The sequence below is a fragment of the Micrococcus sp. KRD012 genome, from assembly GCF_017168555.1.
Lineage (GTDB): Bacteria > Actinomycetota > Actinomycetes > Actinomycetales > Micrococcaceae > Micrococcus > Micrococcus luteus.
On sequence record NZ_JABFBB010000044.1, the window covers coordinates 1 to 18,408 of the forward strand.

An 18,408-nucleotide genomic window follows, 5' to 3' on the forward strand; every position below is an offset into this window, starting at 1 on the left:
CACCAGCCCCTCCCCCACCCCGACCAGCGAGAGCGCCGCGGCCGCCCCGCAGCCCGTCCAGGCCCTGCGCTCGGTGCCGGACCTGCCGGAGCACGAGGCCGAGCACGACGCGGACCTGAGCAACCTCATCGACGGCGACCCCACCACCGTGTGGCGCACCTTCGCCTACGCACGGCCGAACTTCGGCGGCTATGTGGAGAGCATGAACCTCGTGGTCCAGCTCGAGGAGCGCACCGAGGTGAACGAGGTGACCCTGCAGAGCACGGGGGCCACCGGTGGCGCCTGGTTCGCCTACATCGCCGACTCCCCCGAGGGCGCGAACGCCAAGGAGATCGGCAACGGCACCTTCGACCAGGACACCGTCTCCATCCCCGTGCCGTTCGAGGGCACCGAGGCCGAGGCCGAGTACGTGATCGTCAGCCTCACCTCGCTGCCCCAGCTGGAGGGCACGACGTCGGACCTCCCGTTCGGCCTGCGTTTCGGCGAGATCGCCGTCCGCTGACCCCGCGCCCGGGCGACGGCGCGCCGGACCTTCCGGCCGCCGTCGCCGGACGTCGTCGCACCGCGGCCCCGGCACCGCGGAATACCCGCCCGTGGCTCCGCCGTTGTCCTGGAGGAGCGTCCACCACCCCGATCCACTGGAGGAACCCGTGGCCCCCACCGCCCAGGACCAGAGCGTCCACAACGTCGTGATCGTCGGATCCGGCCCCGCCGGATACACCGCGGCGATCTACACCGCCCGCGCCGAGCTCTCCCCGGTCCTGGTGGCCGGGGCGGTGACCGCGGGCGGCGAGCTGATGAACACCACCGAGGTGGAGAACTTCCCGGGCTTCCCGGAGGGTGTGCAGGGGCCCGAGCTGATGGCGAACCTCGAGGCCCAGGCCCGCCGGTTCAACACGGAGGTGGTCTACGACGACGTCGTGCAGGCCGACCTGACGTCGAACCCCAAGGTGCTCACGCTCGGCGACGGCACCCAGCTGCGCACCCACGCGGTCATCCTCACGACCGGCTCCGCCTACCGGAAGCTCGGCGTTCCCGGCGAGGAGCGCCTCTCCGGCCACGGCGTCAGCTGGTGCGCCACGTGCGACGGCTTCTTCTTCCGCGAGGAGGAGATCGCGGTCGTGGGCGGCGGCGACTCCGCCATGGAGGAGGCCCTGTTCCTCACGAAGTTCGCGTCCAAGGTGACCGTGCTGGTCCGCAAGGACGAGCTGCGCGCCTCCAAGGTGATGGCCCACCGGGCCATGGAGAACGAGAAGATCGAGTTCCGCTGGAACACCGAGGTCACGGAGGTGACGGGTGACGACAAGGTCAACACCCTCCGCCTGCGGGACACCCGCACCGGCGAGGCGTCCACGCTGGACGTGACCGGCCTGTTCGTCGCCATCGGCCAGGACCCGCGCACGGACCTGGTGCAGGGCCAGGTGGAGCTCACGGAGCACGGCACGATCCGCATCGACCATCCGTCCTCGCGGACCTCCCAGCCGGGCGTCTTCGCCGCCGGCGACGTCACGGACCACACCTACCGCCAGGCCATCACCGCCGCCGGCTCGGGCTGCGTGGCCGCCCAGGACGTGGAGCACTACCTCGCGACCGTGGCCGACGTGGAGGAGGCCGCGCCGGCCGGCCCGGAGTCGGACGCGAACCCGGCATGAGCCACTGACTCATGACCCCTGACGGAGCGTCATGAATCATGTCGATAACACCCCTGTCCACCCTCGTCAGACACAGAACAAACCCCAGGAGGCTGCCATGAGCACCATCACCGTCACCGACGCCGACTTCGACCAGAAGGTCCTCCAGTCCGAGCTGCCCGTCCTCGTGGACTTCTGGGCCGAGTGGTGCGGCCCGTGCCGCATGCTCGGGCCCGTCCTGGAGGACATGGCCGTGGAGCACGAGGGCAAGGCCGTGATCGCCAAGCTCAACGTGGACGAGAACCCGGCCATCGCCGCGCGTTACGGCGTCACCTCCATCCCGCTCGTCGTGGGCTTCCAGAACGGCGAGAAGGTCGCCGAGTCCGTGGGCGCCAAGCCCAAGGCCGCGCTGGAGAAGGAGTTCTCGGCCCTGCTCGGCTGAGCCCCTCCCCCACTCACCACGACGGCCCCGTCACCCCAGAGGGTGACGGGGCCGTCGTGCGTTGATCTTCAGGACCAGCGGCGGGTGCCCGTGGACGCCGTCCGCGGGAACTCCGGATCAGGACTTCTTGCCCTTCCCCTTGCCGTCCTGACCGCCCTGGATGAGGTCCATGATGCGGTTCAGGTCCTCCACGGTGGTGAAGTCGATGGCGATGCGGCCCTTGCGCGCGCCGAGGGTGATCTTCACGGCGGTGTCCAGGCGGCTGGTGAGCGCGGTGGCGTAGTGGTCCAGGCGCTCGTGGCGGGCGTCGTCCGTGCTGCGCCGCGGCGTGCGGCCCGGCCGGAGCCCGCCCTGCAGCTGCGCGACCGCCTCCTCCGTGGACCGGACGGACAAGCCCTCCGACTGGATCCGCTGCGCCAGACGCTCCATGTCCGACGGGTCCGTGAGACCGAGCAGCGCACGCGCATGGCCGGCCGAGAGCGTGCCGGCGGCCACGCGGCGCTGCACGAGGGGCGGCAGCTTGAGCAGCCGCAGCGTGTTGGAGATCTGCGGACGAGAGCGGCCGATGCGCTGGGACAGTTCCTCCTGCGTGCAGGCGAAGTCCTCCATGAGCTGCTGGTAGGCGGCGGCCTCTTCGAGCGGGTTCAGCTGGGAGCGGTGCAGGTTCTCCAGCAGAGCATCCCGCAGGAGGTCCTGGTCCGGGGTCTGGCGGACGATCGCCGGGATGGTGTCCAGGCCGGCCTTCTGGGTGGCGCGCCACCGGCGCTCGCCCATGATCAGCTCATAGGGGGTGGGGCCGTCCACCTCGCGCACGACGATCGGCTGCAGGATGCCGACCTCGCGGATCGAGGTGACCAGTTCCGCCATGTGGTCCTCGTCGAACACCTCACGCGGCTGCCGCGGGTTGGGGTGGATGTCCCCCACCGGGATCTCCCGCAGGACCGCGATGTCCGCGGACACGGTCCCCTCGGTCGCGGCGGACTCAACGCTCGAGTCCCCCGGTTCCTTCCTCGACGACGTCGCGGAGGTGGCACGCTTGCTGGGCGCCTTCACCGTCGGCATGGCCGGACGCCCCTTGGTCGGCCGCGCCGCGGGTGCATCCTCGGACTCTGCGGAGAAGAACACGTCGACGGGACGCTGCGCGGGTCGCGAGGCACGCTTCGACGAGGTGGTCCCTGCCTTCGTGGCGGACGCGGCGTTCCGGCCAGTTGTGGACGTTGATTTCGTGACCTGAGCGGTGCGGCCCGTGGTCTTTTGCTGGGAGGCCGACGGGACCGGCTCGCCGGACTCCCCCGGCGTCTCGGTCTTCGGGCCGCTCTTCGCCGGCGTCGGAGAGTCCTCCGGGGAGGGTGCCTCGGCGTTCTCTTCCGGGGCTTCTACAGTGCTCTGGATCAGGGCGCCGAGGCCTCGCCCCAGGCCTCCTCGACGGCTCGTCTTCAACGGGTCCTCCTGCAGTGAGTGGGTCTGCGATCAGTGTAGGTGAGCGGCCTGGTCTCGATGATCCTGGGCGACGTGAGGACACCCCGCACGTTGTGCTGGCCCCGACTGCCGGTGGCCACGCGAGGGCCTGAGCTGCAAGGGGTGCGGTGATATTCGGGTCTCGGTTCTGGCATGCACGTCCGTGATTGGACTCGGACGACGGGGGGGTGGGCGCGCGGGTGGACGCCTGCCGCGAGCGTGAGTGTTTCACGTGGAACACTCCGAGTTGGAGCGCTCCAGGAGGGTTGCGGCTGCAATCATCAGAACCCTCACATGCATCCCGTAGGGTCCACTCGTTTCACATGAAACGCGATCCCTAAGCTGGCGAGTGGGCGATTGTCGAATCGCAGATATACCGGCTTGTGTTCTCGGTGTACCGGTACCGATCAACCTTCCGTGCGGACGGTACTCAGTCTGCCGGCCACCCGCATCATGCTGCGGATCGTCGAATCGAAAGTGGCGGACCAGGATCGAAGCGCCGCTCCACTCCCCGCGGTGTGGTGTGGACACTCGAATCGCCGAACGGCCGTGCTCGGACTTCTCGTCGTCTTGTGTTCAGTGCTTCCTCACCCCCGCGCGGCTCACGAATCGAACGTTGCGTCGGTGACCGTGTTTCACGTGAAACACGAATGAGTCTGTCGCAGAGAACACGGACGGGGGCCCGATGGTTGTCGTGGTTGCTCCTCACGAACCAGTGCCTCCTTGTCGTGTCGTTCTCTGTCACCCCATTGGCGGCATTGATGGTGTGTTCCATGGATAACCTGAAGTGGTTATCTCACGGTACGGCCCCTTCGCCCGAGGCTCGTTTCACGTGAAACGTCCCGTTCGAAGATTCGACCGTGCACTGGTGCCACGGAAGTCCGCCCACGAGCGGGTTGCATTCAGATGCCGGCGTCCATAGGGGCGTGAGATGCGTTCGAGGTTCAGACTCCTCGCGTTGCTGACGTTGTGACCCGGGCGCGTCGAGCGCCGGACGTCGGTCGTTCGGTTTCACGTGAAACGTGGCGGCGTACTGGGCGCGAACGCCGGGTCGCGGGTCCCATGTCGCGCGGCTTGCACCGACTTGTGCCGTTGACCGTACTGTTCGATGCAGTCGCTGCCGTCAGCAGCGGCCGTACAGTCATATGGCAGGCCCTTCCGCCCGACAGACCGGACCCATTCCTCCCGTCTGCCCATTCCGCCCATTAAGGTTCACGTCCGACTCGTGTGGAACCGGGTCTTCACCCGTCCGTCCGCACGCGGCTCCCTCCAGGGATCGACGCTAGACCTACGCGCGAGCATCGTGTTTCACGTGAAACCCCCGGCCACCACCTGAGTGATCGACGTCCTGCTTCCACGTCGTTGCAGGGGTCAGAACCGTGCGGCCTGACCGTCCCGCACTGAGCTGATGCGGGTTTCCCGGGGGAGGGGACCCAGGCTGACTCAGCATTCCCCCTGCCGACCCCGTACCTAGCCGTCGGGCCACGCTGGGGATTCGCCAGACCAACCAGCGCCATGGTGGCACCCACGGCCACCTACCCACGACGTCCCCTTGTCCACAGATCTTGTCCACATATCAACATCGACGATAGCCGCTAACCACTGCTGACTCCGCAAAGTGCCAGCTCACATGCTTGTCTCTGTATACATTGGGGGCGTGCGGCCGCCCCTCTTCGCCGGAGTCTCTCCTACTCCGCACACAGGAATGCACAATAGAACTGTCCTTCTGGCGCCGCCGTTCGGCCCCTCCAACTCAGACGAATCACAGCAGCCCACCATCGCCGCTGACGTCTGCTCTCGCACACGCTGACGGCAGACCGGCCGCGCGCCTCGCGGCGACACCACGGCTCGTGCTCCGCTCTGGCCCCGATTCCCTGCACGTCACCGACGGCGAGGAGGTCTGACCGTGGGGGAGAGGGGGCACCCACTCACAGCACCCGGCCTGCTCGCTGGCTGCATCCTCGAGGCTGCAGCGCACCCGGGTGAAGGAGGAGGGACGGACCATACCCTGCACGGCCGCGCCCGGCGGCCAGGACGTTCCCCACGCGTCGCGCAGCCCTCGCGGAGCACTTCAACGCAGCGTGCACCGCCGGCCCTCACAGCCGCCGTTGCCGCCCCGCCGCCATGCCGTTCACCCCGTGAGTTCGTGCGTCGCCGCCCGCGGCTCCACCCAGGCCTCGCGACAGGTGCGCCTGGCCGGCGGCGGAGGGGCCGGCCCAGCGAAGGAGAGGGGAGCGTGTCAGACGGAAGCAGTCCACCACGGGCACCCCTCCCCATCGTCCCGCCGCGGCGGCACCACGCTCGCACCCTCGGAGGGGGTCGTTTCACGTGAAACACGGTCGTCCGCCATGCCCAGCGATTCCGCTTGTCTTCCTACCGCTTATCTCCCGGGCCGCACTCACTCACGACGAAGCCCGCCGGGGGGATCACTCCCTCCGGCGGGCTTCGTCGTCGCCAGCAGCGCCACCCGGCGACCGCCGCAGCGGCCGGCTGGGCGTCAGCCCTTCAGGGCCGTCGGCGCCCCGCGGCCGGCGATCTCCGCGGCCGCCTCCCGGTACGCCATGGCGCCGGCCGAGGCCGGGTCGTACGTCAGCACCGTCTGCTGATAGCTGGGGGCCTCGGAGATGCGGACGTTGCGGGGGATCGCGGTGCTCAGCAGCTGCTCCGGGAAGTGCGTCCGGACCTCCTCCGCCACCTGCACGGCGAGGTTGGTCCGCGCGTCGAACATCGTCAGCAGGATGGTGCTCACCTGGAGACGCGGGTTCAGGTGCTTCTGGATCATCTGCACGTTCTTGAGCAGCTGGGAGAGGCCCTCGAGGGCGTAGTACTCGGCCTGGATCGGGATGAGCACCTCCTCGGCCGCCACGAACGCGTTGACCGTCAGCAGGCCCAGGGACGGCGGGCAGTCGATGAACACGTAGTCCAGCCGCTCCTGGCCGTCCCCCTCGCGCCAGGCGGTGTACGCCTCGAGCGCCCGCGACAGTCGCTGTTCGCGGGCCACCAGCGAGACCAGCTCGATCTCGGCACCGGCCAGGTCGATCGTCGCGGGCACCACCTGCAGGCCGTCCACGTCCGGGGCGTCCTGCACGACGTCCTGGATCTCCATCTCGCCCAGGAGCACGTCGTACACGGAGGCGACGTCCCCGGTGTGGGGGATGTTCAGCGCGGTGGACGCATTGCCCTGCGGGTCGATGTCCACCACCATCACCCGCATGCCCGCGCGGGCGAGGGCCGCGGCCAGGTTGACCGTCGTCGTCGTCTTGCCGACGCCGCCCTTCTGGTTGGACGTCGTGAACACGCGGGTGCGGTCGGGGCGCGTCAGACGGCGCCGCTGAAGCCGCGCGGGCTCCTCGGCGTCGGCGCCGCCCTTCTCGGCGGTCCGGCCGGTCCACTTCTGGCGCAGGGCCCTCCAGGCCCCACCCCGGCTCTCCTGCTCCTGCGCCATGCGGCTCTACCTCCTGGGTCGCGGGTGTGCGGATCTGCTGCCGCCCGGCCCGCCCCGTCCCGGTGGGGGAGGGGTCAGCGGGGACGCGCGCTGATGCGCACGACGGTGGTGGTCTCAGGCAGCAGGCCCTCGCCCACCGTGAGGATCTCGGGCTCGGCACCACCATACTTGCGCAGGACCTTGCGGGCGGCGGCGATCTCATCGGCCGCGGAGCGGCCCTTGATCGCCAGCAGCTCCCCGGCGCCCTGCAGCATCGGCATGGTCAGGGGCACGAGGGTCTTCAGCGCGGACACGGCGCGGGCGGTCACGACGTCGACGTCGAGGTTCCCGGAGACCTGCTCGGCGCGGCCGCGGATCACGTCCACGTTCTCCAGCCCGAGGTCGGCGACCACCATGTCCAGCCACTCCACGCGCCGCTCGAGCGGCTCGATGAGCAGGAACTGGCAGTCGGGGCGCGCGAGCGCGAGGCACAGGCCGGGCAGGCCCGCACCGGAGCCGACGTCGGCCACGAGCGCGCCCTGCGGGAGGAGCTCCTCGACCACGGCGCAGTTCAGGACGTGGCGCTCCCAGAGACGTGGCGCCTCGCGCGGGCCGATCAGGCCCCACTCGATGCCGGTGTCCGCCAGGTGGGCCACGTAGGCCTCGGCCCGGGGGAGGGCCTCGCCGAACAGCTCGACGGCGGCCGGCCGCAGCGCATCGGTCAGCGGCGGTGCCGGCTGCCCCACGGGCGCGGGGCGCTCGCCCCGGTCCTGAGGATCCAGCCCGGGGCGCTGCTCGTAGGCCGAGCCCCGCTCAGTCATCGGCGGAGATGACCACGTGCCGGCGGGCGCCCTCGCCCTCCGACTCGGAGGTCAGGCCGGCGTCCGCGACGACGTCGTGGACGATCTTGCGCTCGTACGCGCCCATGGGCTCGAGGTGCACGGAACCCTCGCCGGCGCGGACGCGCTCGACGGCCGCCTGGGCGGCGGTGCGCAGGGCGACGTTGCGGCGCTCCCGGTGCCCGCAGACGTCCAGGATCAGCCGGGAGCGGTGCCCGGTGGCGGCGAGCACGGCCAGCCGGACGAGCTCCTGCAGGGCCTCCAGGGTGCGGCCGTCGGGGCCGACGAGGCCGTCCAGGCGCTCGTCGTGGTCCTCGGAGACGACGGACACGTACGTGCGCCCGTCGCGGACCTCGATGTCGATGTCCCCGTCCAGGTCCGCGATGTCGAGCAGCTCCTCGACGTAGTCCGCGGCGACGTCGCCCTCCTGCTCGAGGCGGCGCACCGCCTCCGAGACGGCGGCATCGTCCTGCTCCGCGACGCGAGAGCCCTGGCCCGCGGGGGTCTCGACGACGGCGTCCTCGGCCTCGGGGGCCGGGGTCACGTTCTCGGCGGACATGCTCACTTCCTCCTGCGGTTCTTGCGCTGGGGCTGGACGCGCTGACCCGACTGGCGGACGACCTCACCGTTCAGCACGGCACCGCCGCGGCCCGCCTGGGTGTGCGCGGACGAGGGCGTGGCCTCGGCGTTCGACACCTTCTGGCCCACGGGGGGCAGGCCCTTGGCGGCGCGGCGCTCGTTGAGCTCCTTCTCGGCGAGGGAGCCCGGGGTCGGGTTGTTGCGGATGATCCACCACTGCTGGCCGACGGCCCAGAAGTTGGAGTAGGTCCAGTACAGGAGCACGCCGATGGGGAAGTTGATGCCGCCGATGCCGAAGATCAGGGGCATGGCGTAGAGCATGATCTGCTGCGTCTGCATCATCGGGCCGGAGAGGGCCTGCTGCGTCATGTTCTTCGTCATGAGCATCTTCTGCATGAAGAACATCGAGCCCGACATCAGCAGGATCAGCACGATCGCCGTGACGATCACGGGCGTGCTGCCCGGCGCGCCGAGCGAGTTCATGAAGGTGTCCGACATGCGGGCGCCGAAGATCGTGGAGCCCTCGAAGGAGCGGATCTGGTCCGCGGACAGGGCGTCCATGGCCTCGCCGCGCTCGGCCGCGCCGCGGGCGCCGATCAGCACCTGGTACAGCGCGAAGAAGAACGGCATCTGGATCAGCAGCGGCAGGCAGGCGGCGAACGGGTTCGCCTTGTGCTCCTTCATGAGCGCCTGCTGCTCCATGGCCATGGCCTGGCGGGAGAGCTGGTCCTTCTTGCCCTTGTACTTGGCCTGCAGCTTCTGCAGCTCGGGCTGGATGGCCTGCATGGCGCGCTGCGCCTTGATCTGCTTGACGAACAGCGGGATCAGCAGGGTGCGGATGAGCACCACCAGCAGGAGGATGGACAGGGCCCACGTCCAGCCGGAGTCCGCGGGCAGGCCCGCAAACTCCAGGATGCTGTGGAACGCCCCGAGCAGCCAGGACATCAGCCAGCGGAACGGGGAGAGGATGGCTTCGAACATGGGGGTCAATCCTCCTGCGGGAGATCAGGTGGGATGGGAGGGTGGTTCAGGGCGAGGATGCGCGGCTGCCGGCCCGGCGGCCAGCGTCGGTGCCCGGGCGGGACCGGGTCCACGCCGCCGTCGTTCCAGGGATGGCACCGGCCGATGCGCCGCGCGGCGAGCCACGACCCCTTCACCGCGCCGTGCACGTGCACGGCCTCCAGCCCGTAGGCGGAGCAGCTGGGGAAGAACCGGCACACGGGTCCGTACAGCGGGGAGACCACGGCCCGATAGACCGTGAGCAGGCCCGCCAGCAGGGCGGACGGCAGCGCGCGCAGCGGCCCCCACTCACGGGAGGGCTCGAGCACGACGAAGGGCGAGGGCGTGACGGTCATCTACGCGTGCTCCGAGGCGGCGGGCAGGTGCGGCTTCAGGGCCTTGCCGAGCGCGCCGACGGTCTCGCGGCGCAGCAGCGCGTAGTCCGCCTCGGCGGCGGCCGGCAGCGCGCGGACCTGCACCAGAACCGGCAGGTCGCGCAGCGGGGGCAGGCGCATCTGATCCGCGACGACGGCGCGCAGCCGCCGCTTCACCCGGTTGCGGGTCACCGCGTTCCCCACGGCCTTGGACACGACGAACCCGGCCCGCGGCCGAGGGGCGCTCGGCGACGTGGACCGGGTCTGATCGGGGTCCGTGGCGACGCTCACCACGACGGTGCGCCGACCCGCGCGGGTGCCGGTGCGACCGAGGTGACGGAACTCCGCGGGCGTGCGGACGCGACGGTCACGGGGCAGCACGGGGCGCGCCGTCCCTGGACCGAGGTCCTCAGGCGGACAGCTCGGCGCGGTTCTTGCCGCGGCGAGCGGACAGGATGGCGCGGCCGGCGCGGGTGCGCATGCGGGCACGGAAGCCGTGCTTGCGGGCACGACGGCGGTTGTTGGGCTGGAACGTGCGCTTGGTCACTGTGATCTCTCCACGACGTGTTGTGTGCCTTCGACCGTCGACCTGAGCAGGTGGACCAGGGGGAAGGACCGGTGAGGCTCTGACATGAAATCCCCGGCGGGCACGATCAACCAACACCCGGGGGACCAGACAACTCTAGTGGCCGGGGTACGCAGGGGTCAAACGGGTGCGCGCGGATCCCGGACGCCCGTGGGCGCCCGGGACGGTCGTCCACAGGATGATAGGGGTTGTCCACCGTCTGTGCACAACCCTGTGGACAACCGTTAGACTCCGAGCACCGTCGTCCGTCTCGCGCAGCCGCCCCCGTCCTCGGGGACGTCTGTCCCAGGAAAGGAAGCCTCCGTGGTGGCAGACCAGGCCGTGCTCAGCTCGTGGCGCTCCGTCGTGGGCTCCCTCGAGGACGACGCGCGGGTCAGCGCCCGCCTCATGGGCTTCGTCTACCTGGCCCAGCCGCAGGGCCTCATCGGCAACACGCTCCTGCTGGCCGTGCCGAACGAGACCACCCGCGAGACCCTCCAGGGCACCCAGGTGGCCGACGCCCTCACGGACGCCCTGACCCAGGAGTTCCGCGAGGAGATCCTGCTGGCCATCTCGATCGATGCGAACCTGCAGCCGCCGCGGACCCCCTCCTCCGAGGCCCGCCGCTCCTCCCTCGCCGGCGGGCCGTCCGACGCCGCGGCGCCGGACGTCGAGCTGCCCCCGGCCGCGACCGCCGCCACCTCCCGCCGCGCCGTCGCCGAGGAGCTGCCGGGCTTCCGCATCGAGCCGCCGGCCGACGTCGTGCCCGCCGCGAACGCGGCCCCGAGCGGGAACGGCAAGCCGACTCCCGCGCCGCCGTCGACGTCCGCGGAGACCAGCCGCCTCAACGACCGCTACCACTTCGAGACGTTCGTGATCGGCTCGTCCAACCGGTTCGCGCACGCCGCCGCGAACGCGGTGGCCGAGGCGCCGGCGAAGGCGTACAACCCGCTGTTCATCTACGGCGAGTCCGGCCTGGGCAAGACGCACCTACTGCACGCGATCGGGCACTACGCCCGCCGCCTCTACCCGGGCCTGCGGGTGCGGTACGTGAACTCGGAGGAGTTCACCAACGACTTCATCAACTCCATCCGCCACGACGAGGGCGCCTCGTTCAAGCAGGTCTACCGCAACGTGGACATCCTGCTGATCGACGACATCCAGTTCCTGGCGGACAAGGAGGCGACGGTCGAGGAGTTCTTCCACACCTTCAACACGCTCTACAACAACAACAAGCAGGTGGTCATCACCTCGGACCTGCCGCCCAAGCAGCTCTCCGGGTTCGAGGACCGGCTGCGCTCCCGCTTCGAGTGGGGGCTGATCACGGACATCCAGCCGCCGGACCTCGAGACGCGCATCGCGATCCTCCGGAAGAAGGCGGAGGCCGAGGGGCTCGTGGCCCCGCCGGAGGCGCTGGAGTACATCGCCTCGCGCATCTCCACGAACATCCGCGAGCTCGAGGGCGCGCTGATCCGCGTGACCGCGTTCGCCTCGCTCAACCGGCAGACCGTGGACATCGAGCTGGCCGAGCATGTGCTCAAGGACCTGATCACGGACGAGACGGCGCACGAGATCACCCCGGAGCTGATCCTGCACGCCACGGGGGAGTACTTCAATCTGACCCTCGAGGAGCTGACCAGCAAGTCCCGCACCCGCACGCTGGTGACGGCGCGGCAGATCGCCATGTACCTGCTGCGCGAGCTGACCGAGATGTCCCTGCCCAAGATCGGTCAGGTCCTGGGCGGCCGCGACCACACCACCGTCATCCACGCGGACCGCAAGATCCGCGAGCTGATGGCGGAGCGGCGAACGATCTACAACCAGGTCACCGAGCTCACCAACGAGATCAAGCGGAAACAGCGCGGCGCCTGAGCCACCCGCTGCCCCACCCTCGAGTCCCGGTTCCAACCTTCGGCCGGGACTCGAGCCTTCGTCCACATTGTCCACCGGTGTGGACAACTCTGTGGAGAACCCCCGGTGCTGTGGACAACCTCCGCCCCTGTGGATGGCGGAATCAGGCCGCTCACGCCGCGTCCACACCCCTGGGGACGACGACGGTGCACAGGCTGGTGAATCACATGGGTGTCATTCGGTGGTCCACATGTATCCACAGATCTCCACAGCCGAAAACCGCATGATCTCGCCGGTTTCGACGGGTGTGGACGCGCCCTGTGGACAGGAATGTGGACAACCGGGGGGTGGATCCGGGGACGAGTCTGGACAACTCCGGACGAGCCTGTGCAGAGCGGGGGACGGCCTCCGGGGCTCGTCCACACCGGATGCACACCCCGAACGAGCGGGCGTCCACACGGTTCCCCCAACCGGATCCGCATGCTGACGCGGCAGAATGGCGTTCTCCACAGGATCCACACCCGCTACCACTCCTTCTGATCCCCCTTCAGAGATTCCGCCAAGCAACATCATCTCCGCCGCCTCGCACCGAGCTGAGGGCCCCGAGAGCCCGGGCTGCGCCCGTGCGCTCGGAATCCTTGGAATCACAGGCTTGTCATTCGCTTCCGACCTGACACCCGCCGCGCGGACCGCCTATGCTGAGGCCCGCGTGTCGCCGTTCCCCCGGGCCCGCAACCCCCGTCATCACCCCCAGAGAGGCAGTGCAGCTCGTGAAGTTCACCGTCGAACGCGACATCCTCACCGACGCCGTCTCCTGGGCCGCCCGCTCCCTGTCCCCGCGCCCGCCGGTGCCGGTGCTCTCGGGTCTGCTGATCACGGCCGAGGCCGGCGTCGTGTCCATCGCGAGCTTCGACTACGAGACCTCCGCGCGCCTGGAGATCGAGGCGGACGTCGAGACCGCGGGCCAGGTGCTCGTCTCCGGCCGTCTGCTGAACGACATCGTCCGCTCCCTGCCGCAGGCCCAGGTCACGGTGGAGCTCGACGGCGGCAAGGTGCTCGTCACCTGCCGATCCTCCCGCTTCTCCCTGGCCACGATGCCCGTGGGCGACTACCCGGCCCTGCCCGAGCTGCCGGCCCCCGCAGGCACCGTGGACGGGGCCGCGTTCGCCCACGCCGTCGCCCAGGTCACCGTCGCCGCCTCCAAGGACGACACCCTGCCGATCCTCACCGCCGTGAAGGTGGAGATCGAGGGCGACACCATGACCTTCCTGGCCACGGACCGCTACCGGCTGGCCATGAAGGAGATCCGCTGGACCCCGGCGGACCCGTCCCTCTCGACGTCGCTGCTCATCAAGGCGCGCACGCTCACCGAGGTCGCCAAGTCCCTCGGCTCCGGCGGCGACCTGGAGATCCTCCTCGGTCAGACCGCCGACCTCGTGGGCTTCGCCTCCGGTGGCCGCCGCACCACCTCCGTGCTCGTGGACGGCGAGTACCCCAAGATCCGCTCGCTCTTCCCCGAGTCCAGCCCCATCCAGGCCGTGGTGGACACCGCCGCCCTGGTCGAGGCGTCCCGCCGCGTCGCCCTCGTGGCCGAGCGCAACACCGCCCTGCGCATGGTGTTCACGGAGGGCCAGGTCACCCTGGACGCCGGCACCGGCGATGACGCGAGCGCCAACGAGTCCGTGCCGTGCACGCTCGAGGGCGAGGACATCACCGTGGCGTTCAACCCGTCCTACCTCTCCGAGGGCCTGGCCGTGGTGGACCAGCCGCAGGTGCGCTTCGCCTTCACGTCCGCGCCCAAGCCCGCCCTGCTCACCGGCGTGAACCAGGAGGACGGCGTCGTCTCCGACTACCGCTACCTCGTGATGCCGGTGCGCATCGCCTGACGCAGGGGGCCGGACGCACCCGTGTACCTGTCCCACCTCACCGTCGCGGACTTCCGGTCCTACCGCTGGGCCGACCTGGAGCTGACGCCGGGGTCCACGGTGCTGCTCGGGGCCAACGGGGTGGGCAAGACCAACCTCGTGGAGGCGATCGGCTACCTCGGCGCCCAGCAGTCCCACCGGGTCAGCTCGGACGCGCAGCTCGTGCGCTTCGGCCGGGACCGGGCCCGGATGGCCGGGCGCGTGCACCGCGGTTCCCGCACCGTCGCCCTCGAGCTGGAGATCCTGCCGGGCCGGTCCAACCGGGTGGCCATCAACCGCGGCGCCCCCGTGCGGGCGAAGGAGGGCCTCGGGATCCTGCGCACCGTGGTCTTCGCCCCGGAGGACCTCAGCCTCGTGACGGGGGAGCCGGGCGGCCGCCGTCGTCTCCTCGACCAGCTCATGGTGCAGCTGCGTCCGGCGCTCGGCGAGGCCGCCGCCGACTACGAACGCGTGCTGCGTCAGCGCAACGCCCTGCTCAAGTCGGGCCGCGGCTCTCGCCGCTGGGGCCCGGAGGAGGACGCGACGCTCGCCGTCTGGGACGAGCACCTCTGCGCCGCCGGCGCCCGCCTGCTCCACGGCCGCCTGCACGTGCTGCGCCTGCTGGCCCGCCCCCTCCAGGAGATGTATGCGGCGCTGACGAACGGCTCCAAGGCCGCGGCCTACGCCTACGAGTCCACCGTCCCGCTGGCCCGCGGCACCCACGCGGAGGTCCCGGCCGTGGCGGACCTGGCCGCGGACATGCGCCGGACGCTCGAGGCCCAGCGGGAGGAGGAACGGGCACGGGCGCTGACCCTGGTGGGCCCCCACCGGGACGAGCTCGCCCTCTTCCTGGGCCCGGCGCCCGCGCGCGGCTACGCCTCCCATGGGGAGACATGGTCGCTGGCGCTCGCCCTGCGCATGGCGGCCTACGACGTGCTCGTGGCCGACGACCCGGACCCCGACGCCCGCCCCGTCCTGATCCTGGACGACGTGTTCGCGGAGCTCGACGCCGCCCGTCGTCGCCGCCTCGCCGCGCTCGTCCACCGGGCCGAGCAGGTGATCGTCACGGCCGCCGCACTCGAGGACGTCCCCGAGGAGCTCACGGCCCACCGCGTGCTCATCCGCCAGGACGCGGAGGGCTCCGAGGCCGTGGCCGCCGCGGCCCCCGTGGAGGGCGACATCCGCGAGCCCCGGCGCGAGGGCGGGGCCGATGGCTGAGACCCCCGCCCCGTTCGAGCCGGACCGGCCGGACCTGGCGCTCGTACAGCTGCGCCGGGTCCGCGAGGCCGCCCGGGAGCGGGGCGAGGCGCCGCTGCGGGCGCGGGGGACGGGCGCGGGCCTGGCCGGGGCCATGGCGGGCACGACGGCGGCCGGCCGGGAGCGGCAGGACCGTCGGCGCCCGTTCGGGGGTGCGGACCGGGACCCGGCCACGGTGTCCACCGTGTTCGGCCGACTGATCCGCGATCGCGGCTGGTCCACCCCCGTGGCGGTCGGCTCCGTGCTCACCCGCTGGGCCGAGCTGGTGGGGCCGGAGATCGCGCTGCACTGTCGCCCGGAGAGCTTCGAGGACTCCGTGGTGCGGGTCCGGACGAGCTCCACCGCGTGGGCCACGCAGCTGCGCCTGATGAGCCCCGTGCTCCTGCAGCGCTTCGACGAGGCGCTCGGGCCCGGCGTCGTGACCCGCATCGAGGTGGCGGGGCCCCAGGCCCCGAGCTGGCGCAGGGGGCCGCGCACCGTGCGCGGCGGACGCGGGCCGCGCGACACCTACGGCTGAGTCCGCGGCCATCCGCGCGGCGCCCGACGACGACCCGGACGCGGCGAGGCCATGGGCGCCGCTCTAGCGCGGTCACAGGGTCGGTGACGGCCCGGGAGGCATAGGCGGTCTCCTGCGCGCGTCCTGAGCCGTGTCCCTGGCCGCTGAGCGGGTGTTCTCCCGCGGCGGACCCCCGTCGATGCGGGCCCTCGGGGTGTCAGGCGGTACACTGGGACCAGTGAGAGGGGGCCGGCCGTCGTCCGTCCCCCGCCCCCGTGGATCTGCGGGAGCGTGTCGCGTGCCGGTCCTGTCCGGGCGGCGTCGCGCGCCTGCGCGCGGGTCGACCCTGCCGCCGACGTCCGAGGAAGTGAGCCACCCGTGGTTGACGCCATGCCCGAGAACCCCGCGGAGGAGCCGACCGCCGCGTCGGCCGCGCCGAACCCGGAGGCCGTGCCGGACGCCGTCGGGCAGCCCGAGGCCCCGGTGAAGGACCGGAAGGTGCCCGGTGAGTACGGCGCCAGCGCCATCACCGTGCTCGAGGGCCTCGAGGCCGTCCGCAAGCGCCCCGGCATGTACATCGGCTCCACCGGCCCGCGGGGCCTGCATCACCTCGTGTACGAGGTCGTGGACAACTCCGTGGACGAGGCGCTGGCCGGCTACGCCACCGGCATCGACGTCACGCTGCAGGCCGACGGCGGCGTGCGCGTGGCGGACGACGGCCGCGGCATCCCCGTGGACCTGCACCCCACCGAGGGGAGGCCGACCGTCGAGGTCGTCATGACGATCCTGCACGCCGGCGGCAAGTTCGGCGGCGGCGGCTACGCCGTCTCGGGCGGCCTGCACGGCGTGGGCATCTCCGTGGTCAACGCGCTCTCCCGCCGCGTGGACACCGAGGTCCGCCGTCAGGGGCACGTGTGGCGCATGTCCTTCGCGGACGGCGGCGTGCCCCAGGGCGAGCTGGTCAAGGGTGAGGCCACGGACGCCACGGGCACCGTGCAGACGTTCTACCCGGACGCGGAGATCTTCGACTCGATCGAGTTCGACTACGAGACCCTGCGCGCCCGCTTCCAGCAGATGGCCTTCCTCAACAAGGGCCTGCGCATCACCCTCACGGACGAGCGCGTCCAGGAGTCCAACGAGGTCGTCGACGACGAGATCGCGGGCGAGGGCGCCGCCGGCGAGGACGTCGCGGAGAACGGCCTGGCGGAGGACACGGAGCAGGAGCCCCAGCGCCGCTCCGTCACCTACCTGTACGAGAACGGCCTGCTCGACTACGTCCAGCACCTCAACTCCGCCAAGAAGGTCGAGTACGTCCACGACGACGTCATCGCCTTCGAGGCCGAGGACGTCTCGGACGGTCGCTCCATGGCCGTCGAGGTGGCCATGCAGTGGACCTCCGCCTACTCCGAGTCCGTGCACACCTACGCGAACACGATCAACACCCACGAGGGCGGCACCCACGAGGAGGGCTTCCGCGCCGCGCTGACCTCCCTGGTCAACCGCTACGCGCGGGAGAAGGAGATCCTCAAGCCCAAGGAGGACAACCTCACGGGCGAGGACATCCGCGAGGGCCTGACCGCCGTGATCTCCGTGAAGCTCTCCGAGCCGCAGTTCGAGGGCCAGACCAAGACCAAGCTCGGCAACTCCGAGGCCCGCGGGTTCGTGTCCAAGGCGGTCACGGACCACCTCGGCGACTGGTTCGAGCGCAATCCGGGCCCGGCCAAGGAGATCATCCGCAAGGCCATCATGGCCTCGCACGCCCGCCTGGCCGCCCGCAAGGCCCGGGACAACGCGCGCCGCAAGTCCCCGCTGGAGTCCTTCGGCATGCCCGGCAAGCTGGCCGACTGCTCCTCGAAGGACCCCGAGCGCTGCGAGGTGTACATCGTGGAGGGCGACTCCGCCGGCGGCTCGGCCAAGCAGGGCCGCAACCCGGAGACGCAGGCCATCCTGCCGCTGCGCGGCAAGATCCTGAACGTGGAGCGCGCCCGCCTGGACAAGGCCCTCGGCAACGCCGAGATCCAGTCGATGATCACGGCGTTCGGCACCAACATCGGCGAGGAGTTCGACATCTCCAAGCTGCGGTACCACAAGATCGTGCTCATGGCGGACGCGGACGTGGACGGCCAGCACATCACCACGCTGCTGCTGACCGTGCTGTTCCGGTACATGCGCCCGCTCATCGAGGCCGGCCACGTGTTCCTCGCGCAGCCGCCGCTGTACCGCATCAAGTGGTCCAACGCCCCGCACGACTACGTGTTCTCGGACGAGGAGCGCGACGCCGCCGTCGAGGCCGGCCTGGCCAAGGGCTGGCGCTACCCCAAGGACAACGGCGTGCAGCGCTACAAGGGCCTGGGCGAGATGAACTACCAGGAGCTCTGGGACACCACCATGGATCCGGAGCACCGCACCCTGCTGCAGGTGACCATGGAGGACGCCGCCGCCGCGGACGCCGTCTTCTCCATGCTCATGGGCGAGGACGTGGAGTCCCGCCGCACCTTCATCCAGCAGAACGCCAAGGACATCCGCTTCCTGGACGTCTGAGCCGGACCCGCAGACCTGCCTGAGCCGACCACCCTCCCCGCCGTCGCG

15 protein-coding genes and 1 pseudogene are annotated in these 18,408 nt (G+C 70.8%); 8 read left to right on the forward strand and 8 right to left on the reverse strand.

Annotated elements, in window-relative coordinates; genetic code table 11:
• The 3 genes and pseudogenes from J1M37_RS11100 to trxA all read left to right on the forward strand — a co-directional run.
• A pseudogene (locus J1M37_RS11100) lies at positions 1–502 on the forward strand (hypothetical protein); the annotation flags it as partial.
• A gap of 148 nt (positions 503–650) precedes the next feature.
• Entirely contained in the window at positions 651–1,652 is a 1,002-nt protein-coding gene (gene trxB, locus J1M37_RS11105; protein WP_206452665.1) for a thioredoxin-disulfide reductase, read from the forward strand.
• 31 nt (positions 1,653–1,683) lie between these two features.
• Entirely contained in the window at positions 1,684–2,073 is a 390-nt protein-coding gene (gene trxA / locus J1M37_RS11110; RefSeq protein WP_323662986.1) for a thioredoxin, read from the forward strand.
• Between the two features lie 117 nt (positions 2,074–2,190).
• Here trxA and J1M37_RS11115 read toward each other — a convergent pair whose 3' ends face one another.
• From J1M37_RS11115 to rpmH, 8 genes are all read right to left on the reverse strand, one after another.
• Complete coding sequence (locus tag J1M37_RS11115) at positions 2,191–3,513, reverse strand: ParB/RepB/Spo0J family partition protein (protein ID WP_095347379.1); 1,323 nt, start codon at positions 3,511–3,513, stop codon at positions 2,191–2,193.
• Between the two features lie 2,515 nt (positions 3,514–6,028).
• Positions 6,029–6,976, reverse strand: coding sequence for a ParA family protein (locus J1M37_RS11120; protein WP_036314421.1), 948 nt, complete (start codon positions 6,974–6,976; stop codon positions 6,029–6,031).
• 74 nt (positions 6,977–7,050) lie between these two features.
• The gene (gene rsmG / locus J1M37_RS11125; protein ID WP_095347378.1) at positions 7,051–7,776 is read right to left on the reverse strand and encodes a 16S rRNA (guanine(527)-N(7))-methyltransferase RsmG; all 726 of its coding nucleotides are present in this window, start codon (positions 7,774–7,776) and stop codon (positions 7,051–7,053) included.
• Positions 7,769–8,353 carry a Jag family protein gene (locus J1M37_RS11130; RefSeq protein ID WP_095347377.1) on the reverse strand — a complete coding sequence of 195 codons (585 nt, stop codon included), beginning with the start codon at positions 8,351–8,353 and terminating at the stop codon, positions 7,769–7,771. Before J1M37_RS11130 ends, rsmG begins: the two co-directional genes overlap by 8 nt.
• 2 nt (positions 8,354–8,355) lie before the next feature.
• Complete coding sequence (gene yidC / locus J1M37_RS11135; RefSeq protein ID WP_049145020.1) at positions 8,356–9,354, reverse strand: membrane protein insertase YidC; 999 nt, start codon at positions 9,352–9,354, stop codon at positions 8,356–8,358.
• Positions 9,355–9,359: 5 nt separating this feature from the next.
• Entirely contained in the window at positions 9,360–9,728 is a 369-nt protein-coding gene (yidD, locus tag J1M37_RS11140; protein ID WP_002856440.1) for a membrane protein insertion efficiency factor YidD, read from the reverse strand.
• Positions 9,729–10,127, reverse strand: coding sequence for a ribonuclease P protein component (rnpA, locus tag J1M37_RS11145; RefSeq protein WP_002856442.1), 399 nt, complete (start codon positions 10,125–10,127; stop codon positions 9,729–9,731).
• 28 nt (positions 10,128–10,155) lie between these two features.
• Positions 10,156–10,293, reverse strand: coding sequence for a 50S ribosomal protein L34 (rpmH, locus tag J1M37_RS11150; RefSeq protein WP_002856443.1), 138 nt, complete (start codon positions 10,291–10,293; stop codon positions 10,156–10,158).
• A gap of 342 nt (positions 10,294–10,635) precedes the next feature.
• Between rpmH and dnaA the strand changes: the two genes are divergently transcribed.
• The 5 genes from dnaA (at position 10,636) to gyrB (ending at position 18,360) form a co-directional block, all read left to right on the forward strand.
• Positions 10,636–12,183 (forward strand): chromosomal replication initiator protein DnaA, encoded by a 1,548-nt coding sequence (gene dnaA, locus J1M37_RS11155; protein WP_095347376.1) that lies wholly within the window; start codon positions 10,636–10,638, stop codon positions 12,181–12,183.
• A 749-nt stretch (positions 12,184–12,932) separates the two neighbouring features.
• A complete protein-coding gene (dnaN, locus tag J1M37_RS11160) occupies positions 12,933–14,048 on the forward strand; it encodes a DNA polymerase III subunit beta (RefSeq protein WP_036337327.1) in 1,116 nt (371 codons plus the stop codon).
• A gap of 21 nt (positions 14,049–14,069) precedes the next feature.
• On the forward strand, positions 14,070–15,284 hold the full coding sequence (gene recF / locus J1M37_RS11165) for a DNA replication/repair protein RecF (RefSeq protein WP_036337311.1): 1,215 nt from the start codon (positions 14,070–14,072) through the stop codon (positions 15,282–15,284).
• Entirely contained in the window at positions 15,277–15,840 is a 564-nt protein-coding gene (locus J1M37_RS11170; protein WP_095347374.1) for a DUF721 domain-containing protein, read from the forward strand. Before recF ends, J1M37_RS11170 begins: the two co-directional genes overlap by 8 nt.
• A gap of 369 nt (positions 15,841–16,209) precedes the next feature.
• On the forward strand, positions 16,210–18,360 hold the full coding sequence (gyrB, locus tag J1M37_RS11175; RefSeq protein WP_206452666.1) for a DNA topoisomerase (ATP-hydrolyzing) subunit B: 2,151 nt from the start codon (positions 16,210–16,212) through the stop codon (positions 18,358–18,360).
• Positions 18,361–18,408: the final 48 nt, after the last annotated feature.

What these genes read in the sequence shown, in the direction of transcription:
- trxA (WP_323662986.1), top strand. Translation starts at nt 1,684, where the DNA reads ATGAATCATGTCGATAACACCCCTGTCCACCCTCGTCAGACACAGAAC.
- J1M37_RS11120 (WP_036314421.1), bottom strand. Translation starts at nt 6,976, where the DNA reads ATGGCGCAGGAGCAGGAGAGCCGGGGTGGGGCCTGGAGGGCCCTGCGC.
- rsmG (WP_095347378.1), bottom strand. Translation starts at nt 7,776, where the DNA reads ATGACTGAGCGGGGCTCGGCCTACGAGCAGCGCCCCGGGCTGGATCCT.
- J1M37_RS11130 (WP_095347377.1), bottom strand. Translation starts at nt 8,353, where the DNA reads ATGTCCGCCGAGAACGTGACCCCGGCCCCCGAGGCCGAGGACGCCGTC.
- yidC (WP_049145020.1), bottom strand. Translation starts at nt 9,354, where the DNA reads ATGTTCGAAGCCATCCTCTCCCCGTTCCGCTGGCTGATGTCCTGGCTG.
- yidD (WP_002856440.1), bottom strand. Translation starts at nt 9,728, where the DNA reads ATGACCGTCACGCCCTCGCCCTTCGTCGTGCTCGAGCCCTCCCGTGAG.
- J1M37_RS11170 (WP_095347374.1), top strand. Translation starts at nt 15,277, where the DNA reads ATGGCTGAGACCCCCGCCCCGTTCGAGCCGGACCGGCCGGACCTGGCG.
- gyrB (WP_206452666.1), top strand. Translation starts at nt 16,210, where the DNA reads ATGCCCGAGAACCCCGCGGAGGAGCCGACCGCCGCGTCGGCCGCGCCG.